Origin of the sequence: Cupriavidus sp. H39, from assembly GCF_050271075.1 — a bacterium.
Taxonomy (GTDB): Bacteria; Pseudomonadota; Gammaproteobacteria; order Burkholderiales; family Burkholderiaceae; genus Cupriavidus; species Cupriavidus necator_B.
Genome location: NZ_CP189848.1, coordinates 1,275,208 through 1,300,863 on the forward strand (window position 1 = coordinate 1,275,208; position 25,656 = coordinate 1,300,863).

25 protein-coding genes and 1 tRNA gene are annotated in these 25,656 nt (G+C 65.1%); 25 read left to right on the forward strand and 1 reads right to left on the reverse strand.

Annotated elements, in window-relative coordinates; all coding sequences use genetic code 11:
- Positions 1-6 precede the first annotated feature (6 nt).
- The 7 genes from ACOCMH_RS21350 to ACOCMH_RS21380 all read left to right on the forward strand — a co-directional run bounded on the left by ACOCMH_RS21350 (position 7) and on the right by ACOCMH_RS21380 (position 7,702).
- Positions 7-1,770, forward strand: coding sequence for an acetolactate synthase 3 catalytic subunit (locus ACOCMH_RS21350; RefSeq protein WP_427312898.1), 1,764 nt, complete (start codon positions 7-9; stop codon positions 1,768-1,770).
- Between the two features lie 2 nt (positions 1,771-1,772).
- Positions 1,773-2,264, forward strand: a complete 492-nt coding sequence (gene ilvN, locus ACOCMH_RS21355) for an acetolactate synthase small subunit (protein WP_010809144.1) — start codon at positions 1,773-1,775, stop codon at positions 2,262-2,264.
- Positions 2,265-2,387: 123 nt separating this feature from the next.
- Positions 2,388-3,404, forward strand: coding sequence for a ketol-acid reductoisomerase (gene ilvC / locus ACOCMH_RS21360; RefSeq protein ID WP_427312899.1), 1,017 nt, complete (start codon positions 2,388-2,390; stop codon positions 3,402-3,404).
- Between the two features lie 248 nt (positions 3,405-3,652).
- On the forward strand, positions 3,653-4,303 hold the full coding sequence (locus tag ACOCMH_RS21365) for a phosphatidylserine decarboxylase (RefSeq protein ID WP_427312900.1): 651 nt from the start codon (positions 3,653-3,655) through the stop codon (positions 4,301-4,303).
- Positions 4,304-4,328: 25 nt separating this feature from the next.
- Positions 4,329-5,210 (forward strand): CDP-diacylglycerol--serine O-phosphatidyltransferase, encoded by an 882-nt coding sequence (pssA, locus tag ACOCMH_RS21370; RefSeq protein WP_427312901.1) that lies wholly within the window; start codon positions 4,329-4,331, stop codon positions 5,208-5,210.
- 118 nt (positions 5,211-5,328) lie between these two features.
- On the forward strand, positions 5,329-5,832 hold the full coding sequence (gene lysM / locus ACOCMH_RS21375; RefSeq protein WP_427312902.1) for a peptidoglycan-binding protein LysM: 504 nt from the start codon (positions 5,329-5,331) through the stop codon (positions 5,830-5,832).
- Positions 5,833-6,160: 328 nt separating this feature from the next.
- Positions 6,161-7,702 (forward strand): 2-isopropylmalate synthase, encoded by a 1,542-nt coding sequence (locus ACOCMH_RS21380; RefSeq protein WP_171517523.1) that lies wholly within the window; start codon positions 6,161-6,163, stop codon positions 7,700-7,702.
- Positions 7,703-7,814: 112 nt separating this feature from the next.
- Here the strand turns inward: ACOCMH_RS21380 and ACOCMH_RS21385 are convergent, their stop codons facing one another.
- Positions 7,815-8,345 (reverse strand): hypothetical protein, encoded by a 531-nt coding sequence (locus tag ACOCMH_RS21385; protein ID WP_427312903.1) that lies wholly within the window; start codon positions 8,343-8,345, stop codon positions 7,815-7,817.
- 203 nt (positions 8,346-8,548) lie between these two features.
- On the opposite strand from ACOCMH_RS21385, the gene ACOCMH_RS21390 reads away from it, so the two are divergent.
- From ACOCMH_RS21390 to nuoK, 18 genes are all read left to right on the forward strand, one after another.
- Positions 8,549-9,805: a branched-chain amino acid ABC transporter substrate-binding protein gene (locus tag ACOCMH_RS21390; RefSeq protein ID WP_427312904.1), complete on the forward strand. Its 1,257-nt coding sequence runs from the start codon at positions 8,549-8,551 to the stop codon at positions 9,803-9,805.
- Between the two features lie 161 nt (positions 9,806-9,966).
- Positions 9,967-10,236: a 30S ribosomal protein S15 gene (gene rpsO, locus ACOCMH_RS21395; protein ID WP_010809136.1), complete on the forward strand. Its 270-nt coding sequence runs from the start codon at positions 9,967-9,969 to the stop codon at positions 10,234-10,236.
- A 442-nt stretch (positions 10,237-10,678) separates the two neighbouring features.
- Positions 10,679-12,850, forward strand: a complete 2,172-nt coding sequence (pnp, locus tag ACOCMH_RS21400; protein ID WP_427312905.1) for a polyribonucleotide nucleotidyltransferase — start codon at positions 10,679-10,681, stop codon at positions 12,848-12,850.
- A gap of 154 nt (positions 12,851-13,004) precedes the next feature.
- A complete protein-coding gene (locus tag ACOCMH_RS21405) occupies positions 13,005-14,009 on the forward strand; it encodes an NAD(P)H-quinone oxidoreductase (protein ID WP_427312906.1) in 1,005 nt (334 codons plus the stop codon).
- 114 nt (positions 14,010-14,123) lie between these two features.
- A complete protein-coding gene (gene tpiA / locus ACOCMH_RS21410; protein ID WP_427312907.1) occupies positions 14,124-14,867 on the forward strand; it encodes a triose-phosphate isomerase in 744 nt (247 codons plus the stop codon).
- A gap of 63 nt (positions 14,868-14,930) precedes the next feature.
- A complete protein-coding gene (secG, locus tag ACOCMH_RS21415) occupies positions 14,931-15,293 on the forward strand; it encodes a preprotein translocase subunit SecG (RefSeq protein ID WP_306851404.1) in 363 nt (120 codons plus the stop codon).
- Between the two features lie 187 nt (positions 15,294-15,480).
- Positions 15,481-15,565, forward strand: a tRNA-Leu gene (locus tag ACOCMH_RS21420).
- Positions 15,566-15,731: 166 nt separating this feature from the next.
- Complete coding sequence (locus ACOCMH_RS21425) at positions 15,732-16,091, forward strand: NADH-quinone oxidoreductase subunit A (RefSeq protein WP_012352330.1); 360 nt, start codon at positions 15,732-15,734, stop codon at positions 16,089-16,091.
- 6 nt (positions 16,092-16,097) lie between these two features.
- Positions 16,098-16,580, forward strand: coding sequence for a NuoB/complex I 20 kDa subunit family protein (locus tag ACOCMH_RS21430; protein WP_008643342.1), 483 nt, complete (start codon positions 16,098-16,100; stop codon positions 16,578-16,580).
- 1 nt (position 16,581) lies between these two features.
- Positions 16,582-17,181, forward strand: a complete 600-nt coding sequence (locus ACOCMH_RS21435) for an NADH-quinone oxidoreductase subunit C (RefSeq protein ID WP_427312908.1) — start codon at positions 16,582-16,584, stop codon at positions 17,179-17,181.
- A 9-nt stretch (positions 17,182-17,190) separates the two neighbouring features.
- Positions 17,191-18,444, forward strand: coding sequence for an NADH-quinone oxidoreductase subunit D (locus ACOCMH_RS21440; protein WP_171517531.1), 1,254 nt, complete (start codon positions 17,191-17,193; stop codon positions 18,442-18,444).
- Between the two features lie 183 nt (positions 18,445-18,627).
- Positions 18,628-19,125, forward strand: a complete 498-nt coding sequence (gene nuoE, locus ACOCMH_RS21445; RefSeq protein WP_427312909.1) for an NADH-quinone oxidoreductase subunit NuoE — start codon at positions 18,628-18,630, stop codon at positions 19,123-19,125.
- 1 nt (position 19,126) lies between these two features.
- On the forward strand, positions 19,127-20,422 hold the full coding sequence (gene nuoF, locus ACOCMH_RS21450) for an NADH-quinone oxidoreductase subunit NuoF (protein WP_427312910.1): 1,296 nt from the start codon (positions 19,127-19,129) through the stop codon (positions 20,420-20,422).
- A gap of 12 nt (positions 20,423-20,434) precedes the next feature.
- On the forward strand, positions 20,435-22,798 hold the full coding sequence (nuoG, locus tag ACOCMH_RS21455; protein ID WP_427312911.1) for an NADH-quinone oxidoreductase subunit NuoG: 2,364 nt from the start codon (positions 20,435-20,437) through the stop codon (positions 22,796-22,798).
- 21 nt (positions 22,799-22,819) lie between these two features.
- Positions 22,820-23,884 carry an NADH-quinone oxidoreductase subunit NuoH gene (nuoH, locus tag ACOCMH_RS21460; RefSeq protein WP_427312912.1) on the forward strand — a complete coding sequence of 355 codons (1,065 nt, stop codon included), beginning with the start codon at positions 22,820-22,822 and terminating at the stop codon, positions 23,882-23,884.
- A 70-nt stretch (positions 23,885-23,954) separates the two neighbouring features.
- A complete protein-coding gene (gene nuoI / locus ACOCMH_RS21465) occupies positions 23,955-24,446 on the forward strand; it encodes an NADH-quinone oxidoreductase subunit NuoI (RefSeq protein ID WP_010809124.1) in 492 nt (163 codons plus the stop codon).
- 200 nt (positions 24,447-24,646) lie between these two features.
- A complete protein-coding gene (locus ACOCMH_RS21470) occupies positions 24,647-25,291 on the forward strand; it encodes an NADH-quinone oxidoreductase subunit J (protein ID WP_171517536.1) in 645 nt (214 codons plus the stop codon).
- 17 nt (positions 25,292-25,308) lie between these two features.
- Complete coding sequence (gene nuoK, locus ACOCMH_RS21475) at positions 25,309-25,614, forward strand: NADH-quinone oxidoreductase subunit NuoK (protein WP_029044763.1); 306 nt, start codon at positions 25,309-25,311, stop codon at positions 25,612-25,614.
- The last annotated feature ends 42 nt before the right edge of the window (positions 25,615-25,656 follow it).

A 25,656-nucleotide genomic window follows, 5' to 3' on the forward strand; every position in this document is an offset into this window, starting at 1 on the left:
ACTGAAATGAACATGCCCAGCGCGGAATTCTCCCACGCCGACAGCAATTCATCTGCCGCACCCGAAATGATCGGGGCGGAAATTCTCGTTCACGCACTTGCCGAAGAAGGCGTCGAGTACGTCTGGGGCTACCCCGGCGGCGCAGTGCTGTATATCTACGACGAGCTCCACAAGCAAACCAAGTTCGAGCACATCCTGGTGCGCCACGAGCAGGCCGCGGTCCATGCCGCGGATGGCTACGCACGCGCAACCGGCAAGGTGGGTGTCGCCCTGGTGACCTCCGGTCCCGGCGTGACCAATGCCGTCACCGGCATTGCCACCGCGTACCTCGACTCGATCCCGATGGTGGTGATCACCGGCAACGTGCCGACCCACGCCATTGGCCAGGACGCCTTCCAGGAGTGCGACACCGTCGGCATCACCCGTCCGATCGTCAAGCACAACTTCCTGGTGAAGGACGTGCGCGATCTTGCCGCGACCATCAAGAAGGCGTTCTTCATCGCCGCGACCGGCCGTCCCGGCCCGGTGGTGGTGGACATCCCCAAGGATGTCTCGCGCAATGCCTGCAAGTACGAGTACCCCAAGTCGATCGACATGCGCTCGTACAACCCGGTCAACAAGGGCCACTCGGGCCAGATCCGCAAGGCCGTGGCGCTGCTGCAGAATGCCGAGCGCCCGTACATCTACAGCGGCGGCGGCGTGGTGCTGGCCAATGCCAGCGACGAGCTGCGCCAGCTGGCCGCGCTGACCGGCCACCCGGTGACCAACACGCTGATGGGCCTGGGCGCGTTCCCCGGCACCAGCAAGCAGTTCGTCGGCATGCTCGGCATGCACGGCACGTATGAAGCCAACATGGCCATGCAGAACTGCGACGTGCTGATCGCCATCGGCGCCCGCTTCGACGACCGCGTGATCGGCAACCCGTCGCACTTTACCTCGCAGGCGCGCAAGATCATCCACATCGACATCGATCCGTCGTCGATTTCCAAGCGCGTCAAGGTCGACATCCCCATCGTCGGCAACGTCAAGGACGTGCTGCAGGAACTGATCGCGCAGATCAAGGCCAGCGACATCAAACCCAAGCGCGAGGCGCTGGCCAGGTGGTGGGAGCAGATCGAGCAATGGCGCTCGGTGGACTGCCTGAAGTACGACCGCAGCTCCGAGATCATCAAGCCGCAGTACGTGGTGGAAAAGATCTGGGAACTGACCCACGGCGACGCCTTTATCTGCTCCGACGTCGGCCAGCACCAGATGTGGGCCGCGCAGTTCTACAAGTTCAACGAGCCGCGCCGCTGGATCAACTCCGGCGGCCTGGGCACGATGGGCGTGGGCCTGCCGTACGCGATGGGCATCAAGAAGGCATTCCCGGAGAAGGAAGTCGTCACCATCACCGGCGAGGGCTCGATCCAGATGTGCATCCAGGAGCTGTCGACCTGCCTGCAGTACGACACCCCGGTGAAGATCTGCTCGCTCAACAACGGCTACCTCGGCATGGTGCGCCAGTGGCAGGAGATCGAGTACGACAACCGCTACTCGCATTCCTACATGGATGCGCTGCCCGATTTCGTCAAGCTGGCCGAGGCCTACGGGCACGTCGGCATGCGCGTCGAGAAGAGCGCGGACGTCGAGCCGGCGCTGCGCGAGGCGTTCCGCCTGAAGGACCGTACCGTGTTCCTGGACTTCCAGACCGATCCCACCGAAAACGTCTGGCCGATGGTCCAGGCCGGCAAGGGCATTTCCGAAATGCTGCTCGGCGCGGAGGACCTGTAAATATGCGACACATCATTTCGGTCCTGCTGGAAAACGAACCGGGCGCGCTGTCGCGCGTGGTGGGCCTGTTCTCGGCCCGCGGCTATAACATCGAGACGCTGACCGTGGCACCCACCGAGGATGCCTCGCTGTCGCGCATGACCATCGTCACCTCCGGCTCGGATGACGTGATCGAACAGATCACCAAGCACCTGAACCGGCTGGTGGAGGTGGTCAAGGTGGTCGACCTGACCGAAGGCGCGCACATCGAACGCGAGCTGATGCTCGTCAAGGTGCGCGCGGTGGGCAAGGAGCGCGAGGAAATGAAGCGCACCGCCGACATCTTCCGCGGCCGCATCATCGATGTCACCGAGAAGACCTACACCATCGAGCTGACCGGCAACGGCGTGAAGCTCGATGCGTTCCTGGACGCGATCGACCGCACTGCCATCCTGGAGACCGTCCGTACCGGCGGCTCGGGCATCGGCCGCGGCGAGCGCATCCTGAAGGTCTGAGCGGCTCCCGGCTCACCGCAACGGCTTCACGCAGTATCCCCGGGGCGGCGCGATCCGGGCGCACACGATGCGCCCGAGGATGCCGCCCCTCTCATACAAAAGACAGAGATTGAAGGAATCATCATGAAAGTGTTTTACGACAAGGACGCCGACCTCTCCCTGATCAAGGGCAAGAATGTCACCATCATCGGCTATGGCTCGCAGGGCCATGCCCACGCGCTGAACCTGAAGGACTCGGGCGTCAACGTGACGGTCGGCCTGCGCAAGAGCGGCGCGTCGTGGAACAAGGCCGTCAACGCCGGCCTGCAAGTCAAGGAAGTGGCCGAGGCCGTCAAGAACGCCGACGTGGTCATGATCCTGCTGCCGGACGAGCAGATTGCCGACGTGTACAAGAACGAAGTGCACGCCAACATCAAGGAAGGCGCCGCGCTGGCCTTCGCCCACGGCTTCAACGTGCACTACGGTGCCGTGATCCCGCGCGCCGACCTGGACGTGATCATGATCGCGCCGAAGGCTCCGGGCCACACCGTGCGCGCCACCTACACGCAAGGTGGCGGCGTGCCGCACCTGATCGCCGTGCACCAGAACAAGTCCGGCGCCGCCCGTGACATCGCGCTGTCGTACGCCACCGCCAACGGCGGCGGCCGTGCCGGCATCATCGAGACCAACTTCCGCGAAGAGACCGAAACCGACCTGTTCGGCGAGCAGGCCGTGCTGTGCGGCGGTACCGTCGAACTGATCAAGGCTGGCTTCGAGACCCTGGTGGAAGCCGGCTACGCTCCTGAAATGGCGTACTTCGAGTGCCTGCACGAGCTGAAGCTGATCGTCGACCTGATCTACGAAGGCGGCATCGCCAACATGAACTACTCGATCTCCAACAACGCCGAATATGGTGAGTACGTCACCGGCCCGCGCGTGGTGACCGAGGAGACCAAGAAGGCGATGCAGCAGTGCCTGAAGGACATCCAGACCGGCGAATACGCCAAGAGCTTCCTGCTGGAAAACAAGGCCGGCGCCCCGACGCTGATCTCGCGCCGTCGCCTGAACGCCGAGCACGAGATCGAAGTGGTGGGCGAGAAGCTGCGCGCGATGATGCCGTGGATTGCCAAGAACAAGATGGTCGACCAGTCGAAGAACTAAGCAGACGCGCTGTCTGATGGCCCGCGCCGCACGGCGGCGGGCCGAAGCCGTTCAGCGTTCCGTGCCTTGCCCTTCTATCATCGGAAGGGGATTGCCGGGACCTGAACGGCTTTTTGTTATCCTTGTCGAACTTTTCGGGCAAGGCGTGCCGGATACTGCTCCCGCGGTGGCCGGCAGGCACGCGTGGTACCGGTGTGCCGCGGCCATGCCGCCTTGCCTTGGCCTGACTCCACCGAAACACGTACTGCATGAACTATCCTCATCCGCTGATCGCCCGTGAAGGCTGGCCATTCCTGGCCGGCGCCTTTGTCATCTCGCTGCTGGTGCATGCCAGCGCGGGCTTCTGGTGGGCGCTGCCGCTGTGGATCATCACGATATTCGTGCTGCAGTTCTTCCGCGATCCGCCGCGTCCGATCCCGTCGCAGCCCAATGCCGTGCTGGCCCCGGCCGACGGCCGCATCGTCGTGGTCGAGAAGACGATGGATCCGTACGCCAACCGCGAGGCGCTGAAGATCAGCGTCTTCATGAACGTCTTCAACGTGCACTCGAACCGCGTCTCGGTCGACGGCGCGGTGGAGAAGGTCGAGTACTTTCCCGGCAAGTTCGTCAATGCCGACCTGGACAAGGCATCGACCGAGAACGAGCGCAACGCGGTGCTGATCCGGCGCGCGGCCGACGGCCAACTGGTCACGCTGGTGCAGGTGGCAGGCCTGGTGGCCCGCCGCATCCTGTGCTACACCACGGCCGGCGACAACCTTTCGCGCGGCCAGCGCTACGGCTTTATCCGCTTCGGCTCGCGTGTCGACGTGTACCTGCCGCTCGACGCGCGCCCGCGCGTGACCATCGGCGAGAAGGTGTCGGCCTCGTCGACCATCCTCGCCGAACTCGACGTGCAGTGAGCGGCGGCCTGACCGGAGGACTGTGATGGTTGCCTTCCATCGACGTAACAAGCGCAGCAACAGCGGCAACGTGACCCACCTGCGGCCGTTCCGCCACAACCAGCTGCGCGGCGCCGACGACGACTTCGACGACGAAGCCGCCGACGACCAGGACATCGTCTACCAGCGCCCGCGCCGGCGCGGCATCTACCTGCTGCCCAACGCCTTCACCACCGCGGCGCTGTTTGCCGGGTTCTTCGCCATCGTGCAGGCGATGAACATGCGCTTCGACGCCGCCGCCATCGCCATCTTCGCGGCGATGGTGCTGGATGGCATGGACGGGCGCGTGGCCCGCATCACCAATACGCAAAGCGCGTTCGGCGAGCAATATGACTCGCTGTCGGACATGACTTCATTCGGCGTGGCGCCGGCTTTGGTGATGTACGAATGGATCCTGCATGACCTGGGCAAGTGGGGCTGGATCGCGGCCTTTGTCTACTGCACCTGCGCGGCGCTGCGGCTGGCGCGCTTCAACGCCAATATCGGCGTGATCGACAAGCGTTTCTTCCAGGGCCTGCCGAGTCCGGCCGCGGCGGCGCTGGTGGCCGGCTTCGTCTGGCTGGTGATCGACAACAAGCTGCCGGTCAAGGAACTGTGGATGCCGTGGGTGGCGTTCGGCATCACGCTGTACGCGGGGCTGTCGATGGTGTCCAACGCGCCGTTCTACAGCGGCAAGGCGCTCGACGTGCGCTACCGCGTGCCGTTCGGCATGATGGTGCTGGTACTGGTGCTGTTCGTAGTGGTCTCGACCGATCCGCCGGTGGCGCTGTTCGGCTTGTTCGTGGCCTACGCCATTTCCGGCTATGTGCTGTGGGCCTGGCGGGCCATGCACGGCAAGCCGGCGATGGAGAAGAAGCCGCGCGAATAGATGGCAGAAGGGCGCTCAGGCGCCCTTCATGCATTGCGGCGTTCACCATTGTTTTCATGCCGCGGCCATCGGGCTGTGGCACTCTGCAGTGTTTTCCACCCACCGTCAGGAGGATGTCATGGGCATGTTCGACTTCATCAAGGAAGCGGGAGAAAAGCTGTTCGGTACCGGCGAGGCCAAGGCCGCGCAGGCGGCCGCCGCCGCGGATGCATCGGCGGAGAAGGTCGATGCGGCCAATCGCGCCGCGGGCGATGCGATCGAGGCGTATATCAAGAAGATGGGGCTGGACGCCACCGGGCTGATGGTGCAGGTCGACGGCTCGCAGGGCCTCGTCACCGTATTCGGCGTGGCGCCCGACCAGGCCACGCGCGAGAAGATCATCCTGTGCGCCGGCAATGTCGAGGGCGTCGACAAGGTCGAGGACAAGATGTCGGTCAATGTCGAGTCCGCGGAATCGGGCTGGCACACCGTGGTCAAGGGCGACACGCTGTGGGCAATCGCGCAGGCGGCTTACGGCAACGGCGCCGACTACAACAAGATCTTCGAGGCCAACCAGCCGATGCTGAGCCACCCGGACAAGATCTACCCGGGCCAGAAGCTGCGCATCCCGCCGAAGGGCTGAGGCAACGGCAGGCGGCGCGTGCGGCAAAACCCCGTGTTGCACGCGCCCGCCAAGTCAGCTATAGTCGCAGCCATGATTTCGCGCCAAGTCCTAATCGCCCGCACCACCCTAGGTGGCCTACTAGGCCATCAGGTCGGGACGCGCGCGCGCTAAGGACGGACTTACCCCTTAGCGCGAAATCCGCAAGGAATTTTTCCAACGCCCCGGCCTGCACCATGCACGCCGGGGCGTTTTGCATTCCACAGCCGTGGAGCGCGGAACAGGCGGTAAAGCCCCGGACGCAGCATGCCGGGGACAGCACACGATAAGCAATCAGGAGCTCCACACCATGTCTGACAAACTCATCATTTTCGACACCACCTTGCGTGACGGCGAGCAGTCGCCCGGCGCCTCGATGACCCGCGAGGAAAAGATCCGCATCGCGCGCCAGCTGGAACGCCTGAAGGTCGATGTGATCGAGGCCGGTTTCGCCGCGAGCTCCAATGGCGACTTCGAGGCGATTCGCTCGATCGCGCAGGTGGTCAAGGACTCCACCATCTGCTCGCTGGCGCGCGCCAACGACAAGGACATTGCCCGCGCCGCCGAGGCGCTCAAGCCGGCCAACTCGTTCCGCATCCACACCTTCATCGCCACCTCCGCGCTGCACATGGAGAAGAAGCTGCGCATGACGCCGGACGAGGTGTACCAGCAGGCGCGCCTGGCGGTGCGCTTCGCGCGCCAGTTCACCGACGATATCGAGTTCTCGCCGGAAGACGGCAGCCGCTCCGACATGGACTTCCTGTGCCGCGTGCTCGAAGGCGTGATCGCCGAGGGTGCGACCACCATCAACCTGCCCGATACCGTCGGCTATGCCGTGCCGGAAGGCTATGCCGAGCTGATCCGCTCGGTGCGCGAGCGCATCCCCAACTCGGACAAGGCGGTCTGGTCGGTGCACTGCCATAACGACCTGGGCATGGCCGTGGCCAACTCGCTGGCCGCGGTCAAGATGGCTGGCGCCCGCCAGATCGAATGCACCATCAACGGCCTCGGCGAGCGCGCCGGTAACACCAGCCTTGAAGAAGTCGTGATGGCGGTGAAGACCCGCCGCGACTACTTCAACCTGGACCTCGGCATCGACACCACGCAGATCGTGCCGGCGTCGAAGCTGGTGTCGCAGATCACCGGTTTCGCGGTGCAGCCGAACAAGGCCGTGGTCGGCGCCAATGCCTTTGCGCATGCCTCGGGCATCCACCAGGATGGCGTGCTCAAGGCGCGCGACACCTACGAGATCATGCGCGCGGAAGACGTGGGCTGGACCGCCAACAAGATCGTGCTGGGCAAGCTGTCGGGCCGCAATGCTTTCAAGCAGCGCCTGCAGGAACTCGGCATCGAGCTCGAGAGCGAAGCCGAAGTCAACGCCGCCTTCACCCGCTTCAAGGAACTGGCCGACCAGAAGGCCGAGATCTTCGACGAGGACATCGTCGCCATCGTCTCGAACGAGGCCCAGCACGACGCCAACGAGCACTTCCGCTTTATCTCGCTGTCGCAGCGCTCGGAAACCGGCGAGCGTCCGCACGCGCGCGTGGTGTTCAGCATGGACGGCCAGGAGCAGAGCGGCGAAGGCGAGGGCAATGGCCCGGTCGACGCCACCCTGCATGCGATCGAGTCGCGCGTGGCCAGCGGTGCCGAAATGGTGCTGTATTCGGTCAACGCCATCACCGGGGGCACCGAGGCGCAAGGTGAAGTCACGGTGCGCCTGACCAAGGCCGGCCGCATCGTCAACGGCGTCGGCACCGACCCGGATATCGTCGCCGCGTCGGCCAAGGCCTACCTGGCCGCACTGAACAAGCTGCACGACAAGGCCGTGCAGAAGATCAATCCGCAGATCTGACCCAGGCCTCTGCGCTGACGGCGGAAGGCCTACCCGGCCTGAACGCACGGACCAGGCCCGCCATTCCCGACCCGGGGATGGCGGGCTTTTTCATGGCCTTGAGGGCAGCGCGTCAGAAAAAACGCCGCTCGTCCGGATCGTAGAGCGGGTCGGGCGTGATCTGAGTCCGGCGCAGCACGCCGGCGTCGTCGAAATAGAAGTGGAACAGCGATGGCCAGACGTCTTCGTGGCGGAAGCGGTAGGACCAGACCTCGTTGCGCATGCGCGGGAAGTAGCTGACCGGCAGCCGCGTCATGCCGAAATGCTCGGCCACGTCGCGCTTGGTCCAGGTGTTGACTTGCGCCTTGTACAGCTCGGGTGTCGCCAGCATGTTGCGGAACACGGTGAGGTTGCCGTTGCGGTCGAAATCCGCGCCATAGGCATACTGGCCCATGGGCTGCTTCGAGTAAATCCAGCGCGAGGTGCCGTCGCGCAGCTGGAACACATCGGTGGGCGGCCCGAACATGGCCTGCACTGCCGCCTGCGGCTGGCCCACCAGCCTGCTACCTTCCTGCACCGGCATCAGCGTGGAGCAGGCGGCAAGCATGGCGACGCATAGCGCCAGCCCCAGGCGGCGGATGGTCCTGGCGATGTAGGAATTCATGGCAAAACCTCGGTAGGTGCGGTGTTCCGGATATCGCAAGTGTAGTGCGGCGCCGGCGCCGTGTGCGCCGGGCGCTGCTTTTGTGGGGATCGCGCGATAACGCGTCCGGTTCTCCATGGAATTGGAGACGAAGGACCCGTGGAGGGCGCATTTGCCCGTAACGGGACGCTGCCGTACTATCCTGCGCTTTCCAGGAGAGACGAATGACGGTTGGGGCGCGGTGGCGGGGATGGCTGGGCGGGTTGTTGCTGGCGGCAGCGGCGGGCGCATCGGCGCAGGAGCCGATCCGGCTGGGCATGATCGACGGCCTGTCCGGTCCGTTCGCCAATGCCGGCGAAGCGGTGGTGCGCAACCTGCGCCTGGCAATCGAGCGCATCAATGCGCGCGGCGGCGTCAAGACCGCCGAGGGTACGCGCCCGCTGGAACTGGTCACCTTCGACAGCAAGGGCAATGTCGACGAAAGCCTGATCCAGCTGCGCGCGCTGACCGACAAGCGCATTCCGTTCGTCCTGCAAGGCAACAGCTCGGCGGTGGCCGGTGCGCTGGTGTCGGCGATCAACCGCCATAACGCGCGCCAGCCCGACGCACGCGTGCTGTTCCTGAACTATTCGGCAGTCGATCCGAGCCTGACCAACGAGAACTGCAGCTTCTGGCACTTCCGCTTCGACGCCAGCGCCGACATGCGCATGCAGGCGCTGACCGAGGTGATCCGCCACGACCAAAGCGTGCGCAAGGTCTACCTGATCGACCAGGACTACAGCTTCGGCCACCAGGTGGCGCGCTCGGCGCGCGAGATGCTGGGCGCGCGCCGGCCCGACATCCAGATCGTTGGCGACGAGTTCCACCCGATCGGCAAGATCAAGGACTTTGCGCCCTACATCGCCAAGATCAAGGCCAGCGGCGCTGACGCGGTGATCACCGGCAACTGGGGCAATGACCTGACGCTTATGGTCAAGGCCGCGCGCGAGGGCGGGCTGCGGGCCAAGTTCTATACCTTCTACGGCAATGGCCTGGGCGCGCCGGCGGCGATGGGCGATGCCGGCGTGGGACGCGTGCTGGCGGTGGCAGAGTGGCATCCGAACGTGGGCGGGGCGGCTTCCGATGCGTTCTACCAGGAGTTCCGCGCGCGCTATCCGGAACCGAAGGACGACTACGTCCACCTGCGCATGCAGATGATGGTCGAGATGCTGGCGCGCGCGATCACGCAGGCCGGATCCACCGACGCGGTGAAGGTGGCGCGCGCGCTGGAGAACATGCGCTACGTCAACGACTTCCACGAGGCCACCGTGCGCGCCGACGACCACCAGGTGCTGCAGCCGCTGTACGTGTCGGTGATGGAGCGCCAGGGCGGGGCCGTGCGCTTCGACAACGAGGGTTCCGGCTATGGCTTCCGCACCGTGCGCAAGCTCAAGGCCGCGCAGACTACGCTGCCGACCACCTGCCGCATGGAGCGCCCCTGAGCGGCGCGGCGCCCGGGTACTCCTGTCGCGGCTTTTCGGCTATAATCCGCCGCTGTCGTGATCTGGCCATCGGCCGGGTGACGGCAGTAGCCAGTCATCAGATGGCACGACGCATGCGGCGCATCCCGCGCTGTAGCGTTCGCAAGTGAAAGGAAATCATCATGGCAGTCGCCGATATCAACAAGTCCGAAGTCATCAAGCAGTTCGCACGTGGCGCCAACGACACTGGCAGCCCCGAAGTGCAAGTGGCCCTGCTGACCACCCGCATCAACGAACTGACCCCGCACTTCAAGGCCAACATGAAGGACCACCACAGCCGCCGCGGCCTGCTGCGCATGGTGAGCCGCCGTCGCCGCCTGCTGGACTACCTCAAGTCCAACGATGCCGACCGTTACCGCGCCCTGATCGAAAAGCTGGGTCTGCGCAAGTAAGGTTGCGTCCGATGGCAGCGCGATTCCAGCGTTTGCACGGTTTCGCGTGAGGCCTCGATGCCTGCTTCAGCATTGCTGGGCAGGCATTTTGCATTTCTGGCGGGGCGCGAACCGCTTCTCCCAGCAATGCGGGCCGACCATGGAGTGATTTTCGCTTCATGCTGCCCGGCCATTGCGATGGCCCGGGCGCCCGTTGCGGCAAGCTTCGCAACGGAGTAAGTTGTTCTTTTTCAAACACCCCGGATCGGGCAAGGAAACAGGGCTTTGTGTCATTCCAGCGCGGCATCGGCAACGCCGGTGCCGCGCTGGAATGGCATAGCACTTCCCTGCGACCGCGACCGGCAACCCGGCAGTTTGCCTGCGGCTGAGAACGCAGGCGTCGTTGGCCGCGCACGTGTCATTGCGTGAATTGCGCGGCCAGCACGCAAGTCAAGGAATGCACATGTCCATGTTCAACAAGGTCGTCAAGGAATTCCAGTGGGGCCAGCACACGGTCCGCATGGAAACCGGCGAAATCGCCCGCCAGGCTGGCGGTGCCGTGCTGGTCGATGTGGAAGACACCGTGGTGCTGGCGACCGTGGTCGCCGCCAAGAACCCGAAGCCGGGCCAGGACTTCTTCCCGCTGACCGTCGACTACATCGAGAAGACCTACGCCGCCGGCAAGATCCCCGGCGGCTTCTTCAAGCGTGAAGGCCGTCCGTCCGAAAACGAGACCCTGACCTCGCGCCTGATCGACCGCCCGCTGCGCCCGCTGTTCCCGGAAGGCTTCTACAACGAAGTGCAGGTCGTGGTGCACGTGGTGTCGCTGAACCCGGAAGTGCCCGCCGACATCCCCGCGCTGATCGGCGCATCGGCCGCGCTGGCCGTGTCGGGCATCCCGTTCAGCGGCCCCGTCGGCGCCGCGCGCGTCGGCTACAAGGACGGTCAGTACCTGCTCAACCCGACCCGCCCGCAGCTCGCCACGTCGGACCTGGACCTGATCGTCGCCGGCACCGAGCGCGCCGTGCTGATGGTCGAATCGGAAGCCAACCAGCTGTCCGAAGACGTGATGCTGGGCGCCGTGGTCTACGGCCACGAGCAGATGCAGATCGCGATCAACGCGATCCATGAACTGGTGCGCGAAGGCGGCAAGCCGGAGTGGGACTGGACCCCGGCGGCCAAGAACGAGCCGCTGATCGCCAAGGTCACTGAAGTCGCGCTGCCGCTGCTGCAGGAAGCCTACCAGCTGCGCCAGAAGTCGGCGCGCAGCCAGAAGCTGAAGGAAGTGTCGGCCAAGGTGGCCGCCGCGCTGGCCGAAGCCGGTGTGGAAGCCGACAAGGTGGAAGTCGGCAACATCATGTTCGACCTGGAAGCCAAGATCGTGCGTGGCCAGGTGCTGGCAGGCGAGCCGCGTATCGACGGCCGCGACACCCGCACGGTGCGCCCGATCGAGATCCGCTCGTCGGTGCTGCCGCGCGCGCACGGCTCGGCACTGTTCACGCGTGGCGAAACGCAGGCGCTGGTGGTGGCCACGCTGGGCACCAAGAGCGACGAGCAGATCATCGACGCGCTGGCCGGCGAGTACCGCGACCGCTTCATGCTCCACTACAACATGCCCCCGTTCGCCACCGGTGAAACCGGCCGCGTGGGCAGCCCCAAGCGCCGCGAAATCGGCCACGGCCGCCTGGCCAAGCGCGCACTGATCCCGGTGCTGCCGAAGGACGATGAATTCGCCTACACCATCCGCCTGGTTTCGGAAATCACCGAGTCCAACGGCTCGTCGTCGATGGCTTCGGTCTGCGGCGGCTGCCTGGCGCTGATGGACGCCGGCGTTCCGGTCAAGGCGCACGTGGCCGGCGTGGCCATGGGCCTGATCCTGGAAGGCAACAAGTTTGCGGTGCTGACCGACATCCTGGGCGACGAAGACCACCTCGGCGACATGGACTTCAAGGTGGCCGGCACCGACAACGGCATCACCGCCCTGCAGATGGACATCAAGGTCCAGGGCATCACCAAGGAAATCATGCAGGTGGCGCTGGCGCAGGCCAAGGAAGGCCGCTTGCATATCCTGGCGAACATGCAGGAAGCGATGGGCCACGCCCGCACCGAACTGTCGGCGCACGCGCCGCGCATGATCACCATGAAGATCCATCCGGACAAGATCCGCGAAGTGATCGGCAAGGGCGGCTCGACCATCCAGGCGCTGACCAAGGAAACCGGCACCACCATCGACATCCAGGAAGACGGCACCATCACCATCGCGTCGACCTCGACCGATGGCATGGCAGAAGCCAAGCGCCGCATCGAGGGCATCACCGCGGAAGCCGAAGTGGGCAAGATCTACGCCGGTACCGTGCTGAAGCTGCTGGACTTCGGCGCCATCGTCAACATCCTGCCGGGCAAGGACGGCCTGCTGCACATCTCGGAAATCGTCAACGAGCGTGTCAAGGACATCAAGGACTGGCTGAAGGAAGGCCAGCAGGTCCGCGTCAAGCTGATCCAGGCCGACGAGAAGGGCCGCCTGCGCCTGTCGCTGAAGGCCGCGCTGGCGGAAGAGGGCGGCAGCATCAGCCCGATCAACGCTGGCGAGAGCGCCGCGCCGGCAGCACCGGCCGGTAGTTCGGAACAGCAGTAACACCACGGGTAGTTCTGCCCGCCGGCGCCTCCGGTTGGGGGCGTCACCGCAAAACGGCTGGACCATGTCCAGCCGTTTTTTTGTTTACACTGCCGGGCAACCCAATCGAGCCGCAGGCTCACACCGACCCGACAGAAGACAAGGAGCAGCAAGCATGCAAGCCATCGAGATCCGCGAATACGGCGCCCCCGAAGTCCTCCAGCTGACCGAGCGTCCCGACCCGGTGCCGGGCGCGGGCGAAGTCCTGATCCGCGTGGCTGCCGCCGGCGTCAACCGTCCCGACGTATTCCAGCGCACCGGCAACTACCCGGTGCCGCCGGGCGCTTCGGACCTGCCGGGCCTGGAAGTGGCCGGTGTCGTGGTGGGCGGCGACCTCGACCATGCCGACAACCGCTTTGGCCTGAAGGTGGGCGACCGCGTCTGCGCGCTGGTGCAGGGCGGCGGCTACGCGCAGCTGTGCACCGCGCCGCTGGCGCAGGTCCTGCCCGCGCCGCAAGGCCTGAGCGATATCGAGGCCGCGGCGCTGCCGGAGACGTTCTTCACCGTGTGGAGCAATGTGTTCGACCGCGGCTACCTGGGCCAGGGCCCGCGCGGCAAGGACGAGACCCTGCTGATCCAGGGCGGCTCCAGCGGCATCGGCACCACCGCGATCCAGATCGCCAAGGCGCTCGGCTACAAGGTCTTCGTCACCGCCGGCACCGATGACAAGTGCAAGGCTTGCGAAGACCTCGGCGCCGATCGCGCGATCAACTACAAGACCCAGGACTTCGTTGCCGAGGTCGCCGCGCTGACCGGCGGCAAGGGCGTCGACGTGATCCTCGACATGGTGGCCGGCCCGTACCTGGCGCGCGAGCTCAAGTGCATCGCCGACGATGGCCGCATCGTCATCATCGCGCTGCTGGGCGGCGCCAAGGCCGAGATTCCGCTGGGCGACATCCTGCGCCGGCGCATTACGGTGACCGGCTCGACGCTGCGTCCGCGCCCGGCATCGTTCAAGGGCAAGATCGCCGCGGCGCTGCACCAGCAGGTGTGGCCGCTGCTGGCCGCCGGCAAGATCAAGCCGGTGATCCACCAGGTGTTCCCGGCCGCGCAGGCGGCCGAGGCGCACCGGCTGATGGAGTCCAGCGAACATATCGGCAAGATTGTGCTGACCTGGTAAGCCGACCGGCGCCTGCCGTGCAGCGATGTGCCGCGCCCGCCGCCAGCGGGCAGCGGTAGCGCCTTGCCCCTGCCACACGCTACAATAGCGGGTTTGATTTGGGAGGGGCACCTCGTGAGACAAAAGCTCGTCATCGGCAATTGGAAGATGCACGGCAGCCTGGCTGCCAACGCGGCGCTGCTGGAAGGCATCCAGGCTGGCGCCGGTGTGACCGGCGCGACGCTGGCGGTCTGCGCGCCGTTCCCCTATCTTGCACAATGCCAGGCGCTGCTACATGGCTCTAAAGTGGCCTGGGGTGCACAAGACGTGTCGGCGGAGGCGCGCGGCGCCTTTACCGGCGAAGTGGCGGCGTCCATGTTGGGCGAGTTTGGCTGTACCTATGCGCTGGTCGGCCACTCCGAGCGCCGCACCTACCATGGCGAAACCGACCAGGCCGTCGCGGCCAAGGCGCTGCGGGCGCTCGAGTTCGGCATCGTCCCGGTGGTTTGCGTGGGCGAGACGCTGGCCCAGCGCGAGGCGGGCGAGACCGAGGCCGTGGTCGGCAGGCAACTGCAGGCGGTGCTGGACGCGCTGACCGTGGAGCAGCTGGGCCGCGTGGTGCTGGCCTATGAGCCGGTCTGGGCCATCGGCACCGGCAAGACCGCCACCAGCGCGCAGGCGCAGGCGGTGCATGCCTTCCTGCGCGGCCAGGTGGCCGCGCGCGATGCGGGCGTGGCCGAGCGCATGGCGATTTTGTATGGCGGCAGCGTCAAGCCCGACAATGCGGCCGAACTGTTTTCGATGACCGATATCGACGGGGGCCTGATTGGCGGCGCCTCGCTGAAGTCGGAAGATTTTCTCGCGATCGGCAACGCCTGAATGCCGGCCGTACCGATCGACCGATCAGGCAAGTAACCAGCCAGTAAGGCTTATTTAAATCAAATGGCAATCTTCAAGACTTTGTTGGTGGTGCTGCAGGTGTTGTCGGCGCTGGGCGTAATCGGCCTGGTGCTGATCCAGCATGGCAAGGGCGCCGATGTCGGCGCGGCCTTCGGCTCCGGTGCCTCGGGCAGCCTGTTCGGCGCCACCGGCTCGGCAAACTTCCTGTCGCGCACCACCGCCGTGCTGGCCACGCTGTTCTTTGTCTGCACGCTGGCGCTGACGCTGCTGGGCAATTACAAGCCCGCCGCGTCGCTGGGCGTGATGGGTGCGGCGCCGGCATCGGCGCCCGCCGTGGCCGGTGCCTCGGCGCCTGCCGCGGCCGCGGATGCGTCGGCGCCGGCAGCCCCCGCCGTACCGAAATAATCCGATCGCCTTGCGGCGGATTCCTGAGTTTTTTTGCAGTTGTGCGTTGAACAAAGCAAGAAATTTGGGTTAGAATGCAAGGCTTGAAACGATTCCCCAGCGAGGGGTTCCGAGCAAAGACGAAAGCCTCTGCAACGGACCTGAAGGGCCTGAAAACCCGGCGCCAGGCAATATTGTTTCTCCCCCAGCCGACGTGGTGAAATTGGTAGACACGCTATCTTGAGGGGGTAGTGGCGAAAGCTGTGCGAGTTCGAGTCTCGCCGTCGGCACCAAACAACTTGATCGGAGTCCCTGGCCGGGCAATGCACCCGCGCATGGGGCTCCGGCAGTCCGCAAGGCGGCGCGCCATGATTCTCGTGGCTTAGCGCCTGGGGTGGGCAACAGGACGCCGCTTCAGCTGGTGCTGTTGACAACATTCCAGATAAGGCTGGCCGTACCTTGAATCTCGAAGCCTACTTCCCCGTTCTCATCTTCATCATTTTCGGTGTCGTGCTTGGCGTGGCGCTGATGTCGATCGGTCGGATCCTCGGTCCGAACAAGCCCGATCCCGCGAAGCTGTCGCCGTACGAGTGCGGCTTCGAAGCGTTCGAGGACGCGCGCATGAAGTTCGACGTGCGCTACTACCTCATCGCCATCCTGTTTATCCTGTTCGATCTCGAAACCGCCTTCCTGTTTCCGTGGGGTGTTGCCCTGAAGGATATCGGCTGGCCGGGTTTCATCGCCATGGGCGTGTTTCTGCTGGAATTCATCGTGGGCTTCGTCTACATCTGGAAAAAGGGCGCGCTCGATTGGGAGTGATGTGAAATGGCAATCGAAGGCGTTCTCAACGAAGGCTTTGTCACGACTACCGCTGACAAGCTGATCAACTGGACCCGCACCGGGTCGCTGTGGCCGATGACCTTCGGCCTGGCCTGCTGTGCCGTGGAAATGATGCATGCCGGCGCCGCGCGCTACGACATGGACCGCTTCGGCGTGATCTTCCGCCCGTCGCCGCGCCAGTCGGACGTGATGATCGTGGCCGGCACGCTGTGCAACAAGATGGCCCCCGCGCTGCGCAAGGTCTACGACCAGATGGCGGAACCGCGCTGGGTGATCTCGATGGGCTCGTGCGCCAATGGCGGCGGCTACTACCACTATTCGTATTCGGTGGTGCGTGGCTGCGACCGCATCGTGCCGGTGGATATCTACGTGCCGGGCTGCCCGCCGACGGCCGAAGCGCTGATCTACGGCGTGATCCAGCTGCAGAACAAGATCAAGCGTACCAACACCATCGCGCGCAAGGGCTGAAATGGCGAAGCTCGATACCCTGAAGGCCGCGCTCGAGAAAACTCTCGGCAAGCGCGTGCAGAAACTGGTCGAGGCGACCGGCGAACTGACGCTGATCGTCAAGGCCGACGACTACCTGGAAGTTGCCCAGATCCTGCGCGACGATCCGTCGCTGCGCTTCGAGCAGCTGATCGATCTGTGCGGCGTCGATTATTCCGAATACGGCGATGGCGCCTGGGACGGCCTGCGCTTTGCCGCGGTCTCGCAGCTGCTGTCCATTACGCATAACTGGCGCCTGCGCCTGCGCGCGTTTGCGCCGGACGACGACTTCCCGGTGCTGCCGTCGCTGATCAACGTGTGGAACGGGGTCAACTGGTTCGAGCGCGAAGCCTTCGATTTCTACGGCATCGTGTTCGATGGCCATCCCGACCTGCGCCGCATCCTGACCGACTACGGTTTCGTCGGCCATCCGTTCCGCAAGGACTTCCCGGTTTCCGGCTTTGTCGAGATGCGCTACGACCCCGAACAGAAACGGGTCATCTACCAGCCGGTCACGATCGAGCCGCGCGAACTCACGCCGCGCGTGATCCGCGAGGACAAGTACGGCGGTGTGGAGTACTGAGAACGCGTCATGGCAGATATCAAGAATTACACCCTGAACTTCGGCCCGCAGCACCCGGCCGCGCACGGCGTGCTGCGCCTGGTGCTGGAACTGGACGGCGAAGTGATCCAGCGCGCCGACCCGCATATCGGCCTGCTGCACCGTGCCACCGAGAAGCTGGCCGAGCAGAAGACCTGGATCCAGAGCGTGCCGTACATGGACCGCCTCGACTACGTGTCGATGATGGTCAACGAGCACGCCTACGTGATGGCCATCGAGCGGCTGCTGGGCCTCGAGGTGCCGGTGCGGGCGCAGTACATCCGCGTGATGTTCGACGAGATCACCCGCCTGCTGAACCACCTGATGTGGATCGGCTCGCATGCGCTCGACGTGGGCGCGATGGCGGTGTTCCTGTACGCCTTCCGCGAACGCGAGGACATGTTCGACATGTACGAGGCGGTGTCGGGCGCGCGCATGCACGCGGCCTACTACCGTCCGGGCGGCGTGTATCGCGACCTGCCTGACACGATGCCGCAATATCGCGCGTCCAAGGTACACAACGAGCGCGCCATCAAGGCCATGAATGAGGCGCGTTCGGGCTCGCTGCTGGATTTCATCGAGGACTTCACCAACCGCTTCCCGAAGTACGTCGACGAATACGAGACGCTGCTGACCGACAACCGGATCTGGAAGCAGCGCCTGGTGGACATCGGCGTGGTCAGCCCGGAACGCGCGCTGCAGATGGGCTTTACCGGCCCGATGCTGCGCGGCTCGGGGATTGCGTGGGACCTGCGCAAGAAGCAGCCGTACGAGGTCTACGACAAGCTGGACTTCGACGTGCCGGTGGGTGTGGGCGGCGACTGCTACGCGCGCTACCTGGTGCGCGTGGAAGAGATGCGCCAGTCCAACCGCATCATCCGGCAGTGCGTGGAATGGCTGCGCCGCAACCCGGGGCCGGTGATCACCGAGAACCACAAGGTGGCACCGCCCTCGCGCGTCGAGATGAAGTCCAACATGGAAGAACTGATCCACCACTTCAAGCTCTTCACCGAAGGCATGCACGTGCCCGAAGGCGAAGCATACGCAGCGGTGGAACACCCGAAGGGCGAGTTCGGCATCTATGCGATCTCGGACGGCGCGAACAAGCCGTACCGCCTGAAGATCCGTGCGCCTGGCTTCCCGCACCTGGCCGCGCTCGACGAAATGGCCAAGGGACACATGATTGCTGACGCGGTAACGATCATCGGCACGCAAGACATCGTCTTCGGCGAGATCGACCGCTAATCACGGACCGCCGGCCCGGACGACGATCCGGGCGCTTTCCGAGGGCTCCGCCGGGCGGAGCAGCCCGGAAGACCCGCGGCGGACCGGCACGGCCTAAGGCCCGCCGGCGGAACGGCAGCGACGGCTGCAAACCTGCGGAAGCTCGCACCAGTGCGCTGGCTCCGCCGTTTTACTGCAATGACCATGCTATCAGCAGAAGCTCTCAAGGAAATCGATCGCGCGATCGCGAAGTATCCGGCCGACCAGAAGCAGTCGGCCGTGATGGCGGCGCTTGCCGTGGCGCAGGGCGAGGTGGGCTGGGTTTCCCCCGAAGTCATGCAGTTCGTCGCCAACTACCTCGAGATGCCGCCCGTGTGGGTGGAAGAGGTGGCGACCTTCTACAACATGTACGACACCAAGCCGGTGGGCAAGTACAAGCTCACGGTCTGCACCAACCTGCCGTGCGCGCTGTCGGGCGGCGAGCGGGCTGGCGATTACCTGAAGCGCAAGCTCGGCATCGACTACAACGAAACCACCGCGGATGGCTGCTTCACGCTGAAGGAAGGCGAGTGCATGGGCGCCTGCGGCGATGCGCCGGTGATGATCGTCAACAACACCCGCATGTGCAGCTGGATGAGCGACGACAAGCTCGACGCCCTGGTCGACGAGCTCAAGGCCGAGGCCGCCAAGGGGGGCAAGTAACATGACCTGTCTGCACGACCGCCATATCCAGCCGCTGATCCTGGCCGGCCTGGACGGCAACAACTGGCACCTGGAAGACTACGTCAAGCGCGGCGGCTACCAGCAACTGAAGCGCATCCTGACCGGCAAGATCCCGCCCGAGCAGGTGATTGCCGACGTCAAGGCCTCGGGCCTGCGCGGCCGGGGCGGTGCGGGCTTCCCGACCGGCCTGAAGTGGAGCTTCATGCCGCGCACCTTCCCGGGACAGAAATACCTGGTCTGCAACACCGATGAAGGCGAGCCCGGCACGTTCAAGGACCGCGACATCATCCGCTACAACCCGCATGCGCTGATCGAGGGCATGGCCATCGGTGCGTATGCGATGGGCATCACCGTGGGCTACAACTACATCCACGGCGAGATCTGGAACGAATACAAGATCTTCGAGGAAGCCCTCGAAGAGGCGCGTGCTGCCGGTTTCCTGGGTGACAACATCCTGGGTTCGGGCTTTGACTTCCAGCTGCATGCCCACCACGGCTACGGCGCCTATATCTGCGGCGAGGAAACCGCGCTGCTCGAATCGCTGGAAGGCAAGAAAGGCCAGCCGCGCTTCAAGCCGCCGTTCCCGGCCAGCTTCGGCCTGTACGGCAAGCCGACCACCATCAACAACACCGAGACCTTCGCCGCGGTGCCGTTCCTGCTGGCGGTCGGCCCCGAGAACTACCTGAAGATGGGCAAGCCGAACAACGGCGGCACCAAGATCTTCTCGATCTCGGGCGACGTCGAGCGGCCCGGCAACTACGAGATCCCGCTGGGCACGCCGTTCGCCAAGCTGCTGGAGCTCGCCGGCGGCATGCGCGGCGGCAAGCGCATCAAGGCGGTGATCCCGGGCGGCTCGTCGGCGCCGGTGGTGCCGGGCGACCTGATGATGGCGTCCGACATGGACTACGACTCGATCGCCAAGGCCGGCTCGATGCTGGGTTCGGGCGCGGTGATCGTGATGGACGAGACGCGCTGCATGGTCCGCTCGCTGCTGCGCCTGTCGTACTTCTATTTTGAGGAATCGTGCGGCCAGTGCACGCCGTGCCGCGAAGGCACCGGCTGGCTCTACCGCATGGTCAATCGCATCGAACACGGAGAGGGGCGCCAGGAAGACCTGGACCTGCTCAACAACGTCGCGGAAAACATCATGGGCCGCACCATCTGCGCGCTCGGCGATGCCGCGGCGATGCCGGTCCGCGGCATGCTCAAGCACTACTGGAAAGAGTTCGAATATCACGTCGAACACAAGCAGTGCATGGTTCCGGCCTACATCTAAGCGTGGCAGAACATGGTTGAACTAGAGATCGACGGCAAGAAGGTTGAGGTTGCTGAGGGCAGCCTAGTGATGGAAGCCGCCCGCAAGCTGGGCACCTACATCCCGCACTTCTGCTACCACCGCAAACTGTCCATCGCGGCCAACTGCCGCATGTGCCTGGTCGAGGTCGAGAAGGCCCCGAAGGCGCTGCCTGCCTGCGCCACGCCGGTGACCCCCGGCATGAAGGTCTTCACCAATTCGGAGAAGGCGGTCAAGGCGCAGAAGTCCGTGATGGAATTCCTGCTGATCAACCACCCGCTGGATTGCCCGATCTGCGATCAGGGCGGCGAGTGCCAGCTGCAGGACCTGGCCGTGGGCTACGGTGCCTCGGAGTCGCGCTACAAGGAAGAGAAGCGCGTGGTGTTCCACAAGAACGTGGGCCCGCTGATCTCCATGGAAGAGATGACCCGCTGCATCCACTGCACCCGCTGCGTACGCTTCGGCCAGGAAGTGGCCGGCGTGATGGAGCTGGGCATGCTCAACCGCGGCGAGCACTCGGAAATCACCACCTTCGTCGGCAAGACCGTCGACTCGGAACTGTCGGGCAACATGATCGACCTGTGCCCGGTCGGCGCGCTGACCAGCAAGCCGTTCCGCTACTCGGCCCGCACCTGGGAACTGGCCCGCCGCAAGTCGGTGTCGCCGCACGACGGCCTGGGCGCGAACCTGGTGGTGCAGACCAAGAACCAGCGCGTGATGCGCGTGCTGCCGCTGGAAAACGAAGACATCAACGAGTGCTGGATCTCCGACAAGGATCGCTTCTCGTATGAAGGCCTGAACAGCGCCGACCGCCTGACCCGCCCGCTGCTGAAGCAGGGCGGCGAATGGATGGAAACCGACTGGCAGACCGCGCTCGAATACGTCGCCAACGGCCTCGCCGGCATCAAGCGCGAGCATGGCGCCGACCAGATCGCCGCGCTGGCCAGCCCGCACAGCACGCTGGAAGAACTGTTCCTGCTGGGCAAGCTGATTCGCGGCCTGGGCAGCGACAATGTCGATTTCCGCCTGCGCCAGACCGATTTCTCGGCCGCGCTGAAGGGCGCGCCGTGGCTGGGCCTGCCGGTGGCCGACGTGACCACGCTGCAACGCGTGCTGGTGATCGGCTCGTCGCTGCGCAAGGACCATCCGCTGCTGGCCGCGCGCCTGCGCCAGGCGACCAAGAAGGGCGCCCGCGTGACCGTGCTGGGCGCCGGCGGTGAAGACCTGCTGATGCCGGCCACCCGCATCGACGTGGCCCCGTCGGGCTGGACCGCCGCGCTGGCGGGCGTGGCCCGTGCCGTGGCCGCCGCCAAGGGCGTGGCCGCTCCGGCCGGCACCGAAGGCTTCGATGGTGGTGATGCCGCCACCAAGGCTGCCGACGCGCTGCTGTCGGGCGAGCGCCGCGCCGTGTTCCTCGGCAACGAGGCCGTGCGTCATCCGCAGTTCTCGGCGCTGCACGCGCTGGCGCAGTGGATCGCCACCGAAACCGGCGCCACGCTGGGCTTCCTGACCGAAGCCGCCAACACCGTCGGTGGCTACGTCGCCGGCGCGCTGCCGAAGCAGGGCGGCGCCAATGCGCAGGCGATGCTGGACACGCCGCGCAAGGCCTACATCCTGCTGAACACCGAACCCGAGTTCGACGCCGCCGACCCGCGCAAGGCGCTGGCCGCGCTGGCCCAGGCCGGCACGGTGGTGGTGCTGTCGCCGTTCCGTTCGGAAGCGGCGCTGCAGTACGCCGACGTGATCCTGCCGGTGACGCCGTTCACGGAAACCGCCGGCACCTTCGTCAATTGCGAAGGCAAGCCGCAGAGCTTCAACGGCGTGGTGCGCGCCCTGGGCGAATCGCGCCCGGGCTGGAAGGTGCTGCGCGTGCTGGGCAACCTGCTCGACGTGGCCGGCTTCGACTACGAGACCGCCGAGTCGGTGCGCGCCGAAGTGCTGTCGGCTCCGGTCGAGTCCCAGCTGGACAACGCCACCGACGCGCCGATCCGCGTTGCCGCCGCTGCCACCAACGGCATCGAGCGCATCGCCGATGTGCCGATCTACCATGCCGACCCGATCGTGCGCCGCGCCGAGTCGCTGCAGCTGAGCGCGGCCGCGCGGCGCGCCATGCAGATCGCGCTGCCCGCCGACCTGTTCGTCCGCCTGGGGATCCAGTCCGGCGACCCGGTGCGGGTCACGCAAGGGCAGGGCAGCGTGGTGCTGCCGGCCGTGCTCGAAGCCACGCTGCCGGCCAACACCGTGCGCGTGCCGGCGGCAACGCCGGCGGCGATGAGCCTGGGCGCGATGTTCGGCACGGTCACCGTAGAGAAGGCCATTGACCTGGCGCCGGCCACCGGCACCGTGGCCACGGCGTAAGAACAAGAGCGAGAACAAGACATGATTGACTGGATTACCTCGCAAGGACACGGTCTGCTGGGCGCCTACTGGACGCCGCTGTGGATCCTGATCCGCGCCGTGATCATCGTGGTGCCGCTGCTGCTGTGCGTGGCTTACCTGATCCTGTGGGAGCGCAAGCTGATCGGCTGGATGCACGTCCGTATCGGCCCGAACCGCGTCGGCCCGCTGGGCCTGCTGCAGCCGATCGCCGACGTGCTCAAGCTGCTGCTCAAGGAAGTCATGATGCCCACGCAGGTCAGCCGGGGCATGTACCTGATTGCCCCGCTGATGGTGCTGATGCCCGCCGTGGCGATCTGGGCCGTGATTCCGTTCCAGGCCGAAGTGGTGATGGCCGACGTCAACGCCGGCCTGCTGTACGTGATGGCGATCAGCTCGGTGGGCGTGTACGGCGTGATCCTGGCCGGCTGGGCCTCGAACTCCAAGTACGCGTTCATCGGCGCGATGCGCGCCGCGGCGCAGATGGTGTCGTATGAAATCGCCATGGGCTTTGCCCTGGTGACGGTGCTGATGGTTGCCGGCAGCCTGAACCTGTCGGCCATCGTCAACAGCCAGAACACCGGCTACTTCGCCGACATGGGCATCAACATCCTGTCGTGGAACTGGCTGCCGCTGCTGCCGATGTTCGGCGTGTACTTCATCTCGGGCGTGGCCGAAACCAACCGCCACCCGTTCGACGTGGTCGAAGGCGAATCGGAAATCGTCGCCGGCCACATGATCGAATATTCGGGCATGGGCTTCGCGCTGTTCTTCCTGGCCGAGTACATCAACATGATCGTCATCTCGACGATGACCGCGCTGATGTTCCTGGGCGGCTGGGCGCCTCCGTTCGAGAGCGTGGTGACCAACGCGGTCCCGGGCTTCTTCTGGCTGCTGATCAAGGTTTTCCTGCTGCTGTCCGTGTTCATCTGGATTCGTGCCTCGTTCCCGCGCTACCGCTATGACCAGATCATGCGCCTGGGCTGGAAGGTGTTCATTCCCCTGACCGTGGCCTGGCTGATCATCGTGGCGATCTGGATCAAGTCGCCGTGGAACATCTGGCACTGAACGGCCAAACGACGGTGCGCCTGCCGCAGCCCGGCAGCGCGCGCACCGTGTGGAAATACTAGGAAGCATCATGCTGCTCGCCATCAAGGACTTCTTCAACAGCCTGCTCCTGAAGGAACTCTTCAAGGGCATGGCCCTGACCGGCCGCTATCTCTTCGCGCGCAAGATCACGGTCCAGTTCCCGGAAGAGAAGACGCCGATCTCGCCGCGTTTCCGCGGGCTGCACGCGCTGCGCCGCTACCCCAACGGGGAAGAGCGCTGCATCGCCTGCAAGCTGTGCGAGGCGGTGTGCCCGGCGCTGGCCATCACGATCGAGTCCGACGCGCGCGCCGACGGCACGCGCCGCACCACCCGCTATGACATCGACCTGACCAAGTGCATCTTCTGCGGCTTCTGCGAAGAGGCCTGCCCGGTCGACGCCATCGTGGAAACGCAGATCCTGGAGTACCACGGCGAGAAGCGCGGCGACCTGTACTTCACCAAGGACATGCTGCTGGCAGTGGGCGACCGCTACGAGCCGCAGATCGCCGCGGCCAAGGCGGCCGACGCCAAGTACCGCTAAGCCGGGATGCCGGCCGGAAGTCTCGGCCACAGAAGTACCGCCGGTTGGCGGCTGCCGCAAGCAACAGACCTGGCAGCCGCCGCCACCCGAATTTGAATGCGGCCCCTGCATGGCAGGGGCCAATGCAAGGATGCCGCAGGCGCGGGCCACCCGAGGGGGCGGCTTGTGCCGGACGGCCCAGAGAGGATCCGATAGGGACCATGGAACTCACGACCACCATCTTCTACGTCTTTGCGCTGGTGCTGGTGCTCTCCGCACTGAAAGTCATCACTGCGAAGAACCCGGTGCACTCCGCACTGTTCCTCGTGCTGTCGTTCTTCACGGCCGCGGCGATCTGGATGCTGCTGCAGGCGGAATTCCTCGCCATCCTGCTGGTGCTGGTCTATGTCGGCGCGGTGATGGTGCTGTTCCTGTTCGTGGTGATGATGATCGATATCGACATCGAGCACCTGCGCCGCGACTTCTGGACCTACGTGCCGATGGCCTCGATCGTCGGCGCGCTGATCATCGCCGAGATGGCGATCGTGCTGGTGCGCAACTTCATCGGCACCACCGCGCCGGTGGTGGCGAGCGGCTCGCAGGAGCCGGGCTACTCGAACACCGCCGCGCTCGGCAGGCTGATCTACACCGACTACATCTACGCCTTCGAAGTGGCCGGCATCATCCTGCTGGTGGCGATCATCGCCGCCGTGGCGCTGACCCTGCGCCGCCGCAAGGACGTCAAGGCGCAGGACGTGTCGGCGCAGCTGCGCACCCGCCGCGATGACCGCGTGCGCCTGGTGCCGATGCAGTCCGAAGGCCAGACCCAGCAGACGGAAGCCGCGGCTGCCGCCAATAAGAACTAAAGCCCGGAGAAATCGCTGTGCTCTCTCTCGCTCATTTCCTCGTGCTCGGTGCGATCCTGTTTGCGATCAGCATCGTCGGCATCTTCCTGAACCGCAAGAACGTGATCGTGCTGCTGATGGCGATCGAACTGATGCTGCTTGCGGTGAACATCAACTTCGTCGCCTTCTCGCATTACCTGGGCGACCTGGCTGGTCAGGTTTTCGTTTTCTTCATCCTTACGGTGGCCGCCGCCGAGTCGGCAATCGGTCTGGCAATCCTGGTCGTGCTGTTCCGCAACCTGGATACGATCAACGTGGACGACATGGACACCCTGAAGTACTGATCCGTGCCGCACTACACAGATAACCCAGACTCACCGACCGCA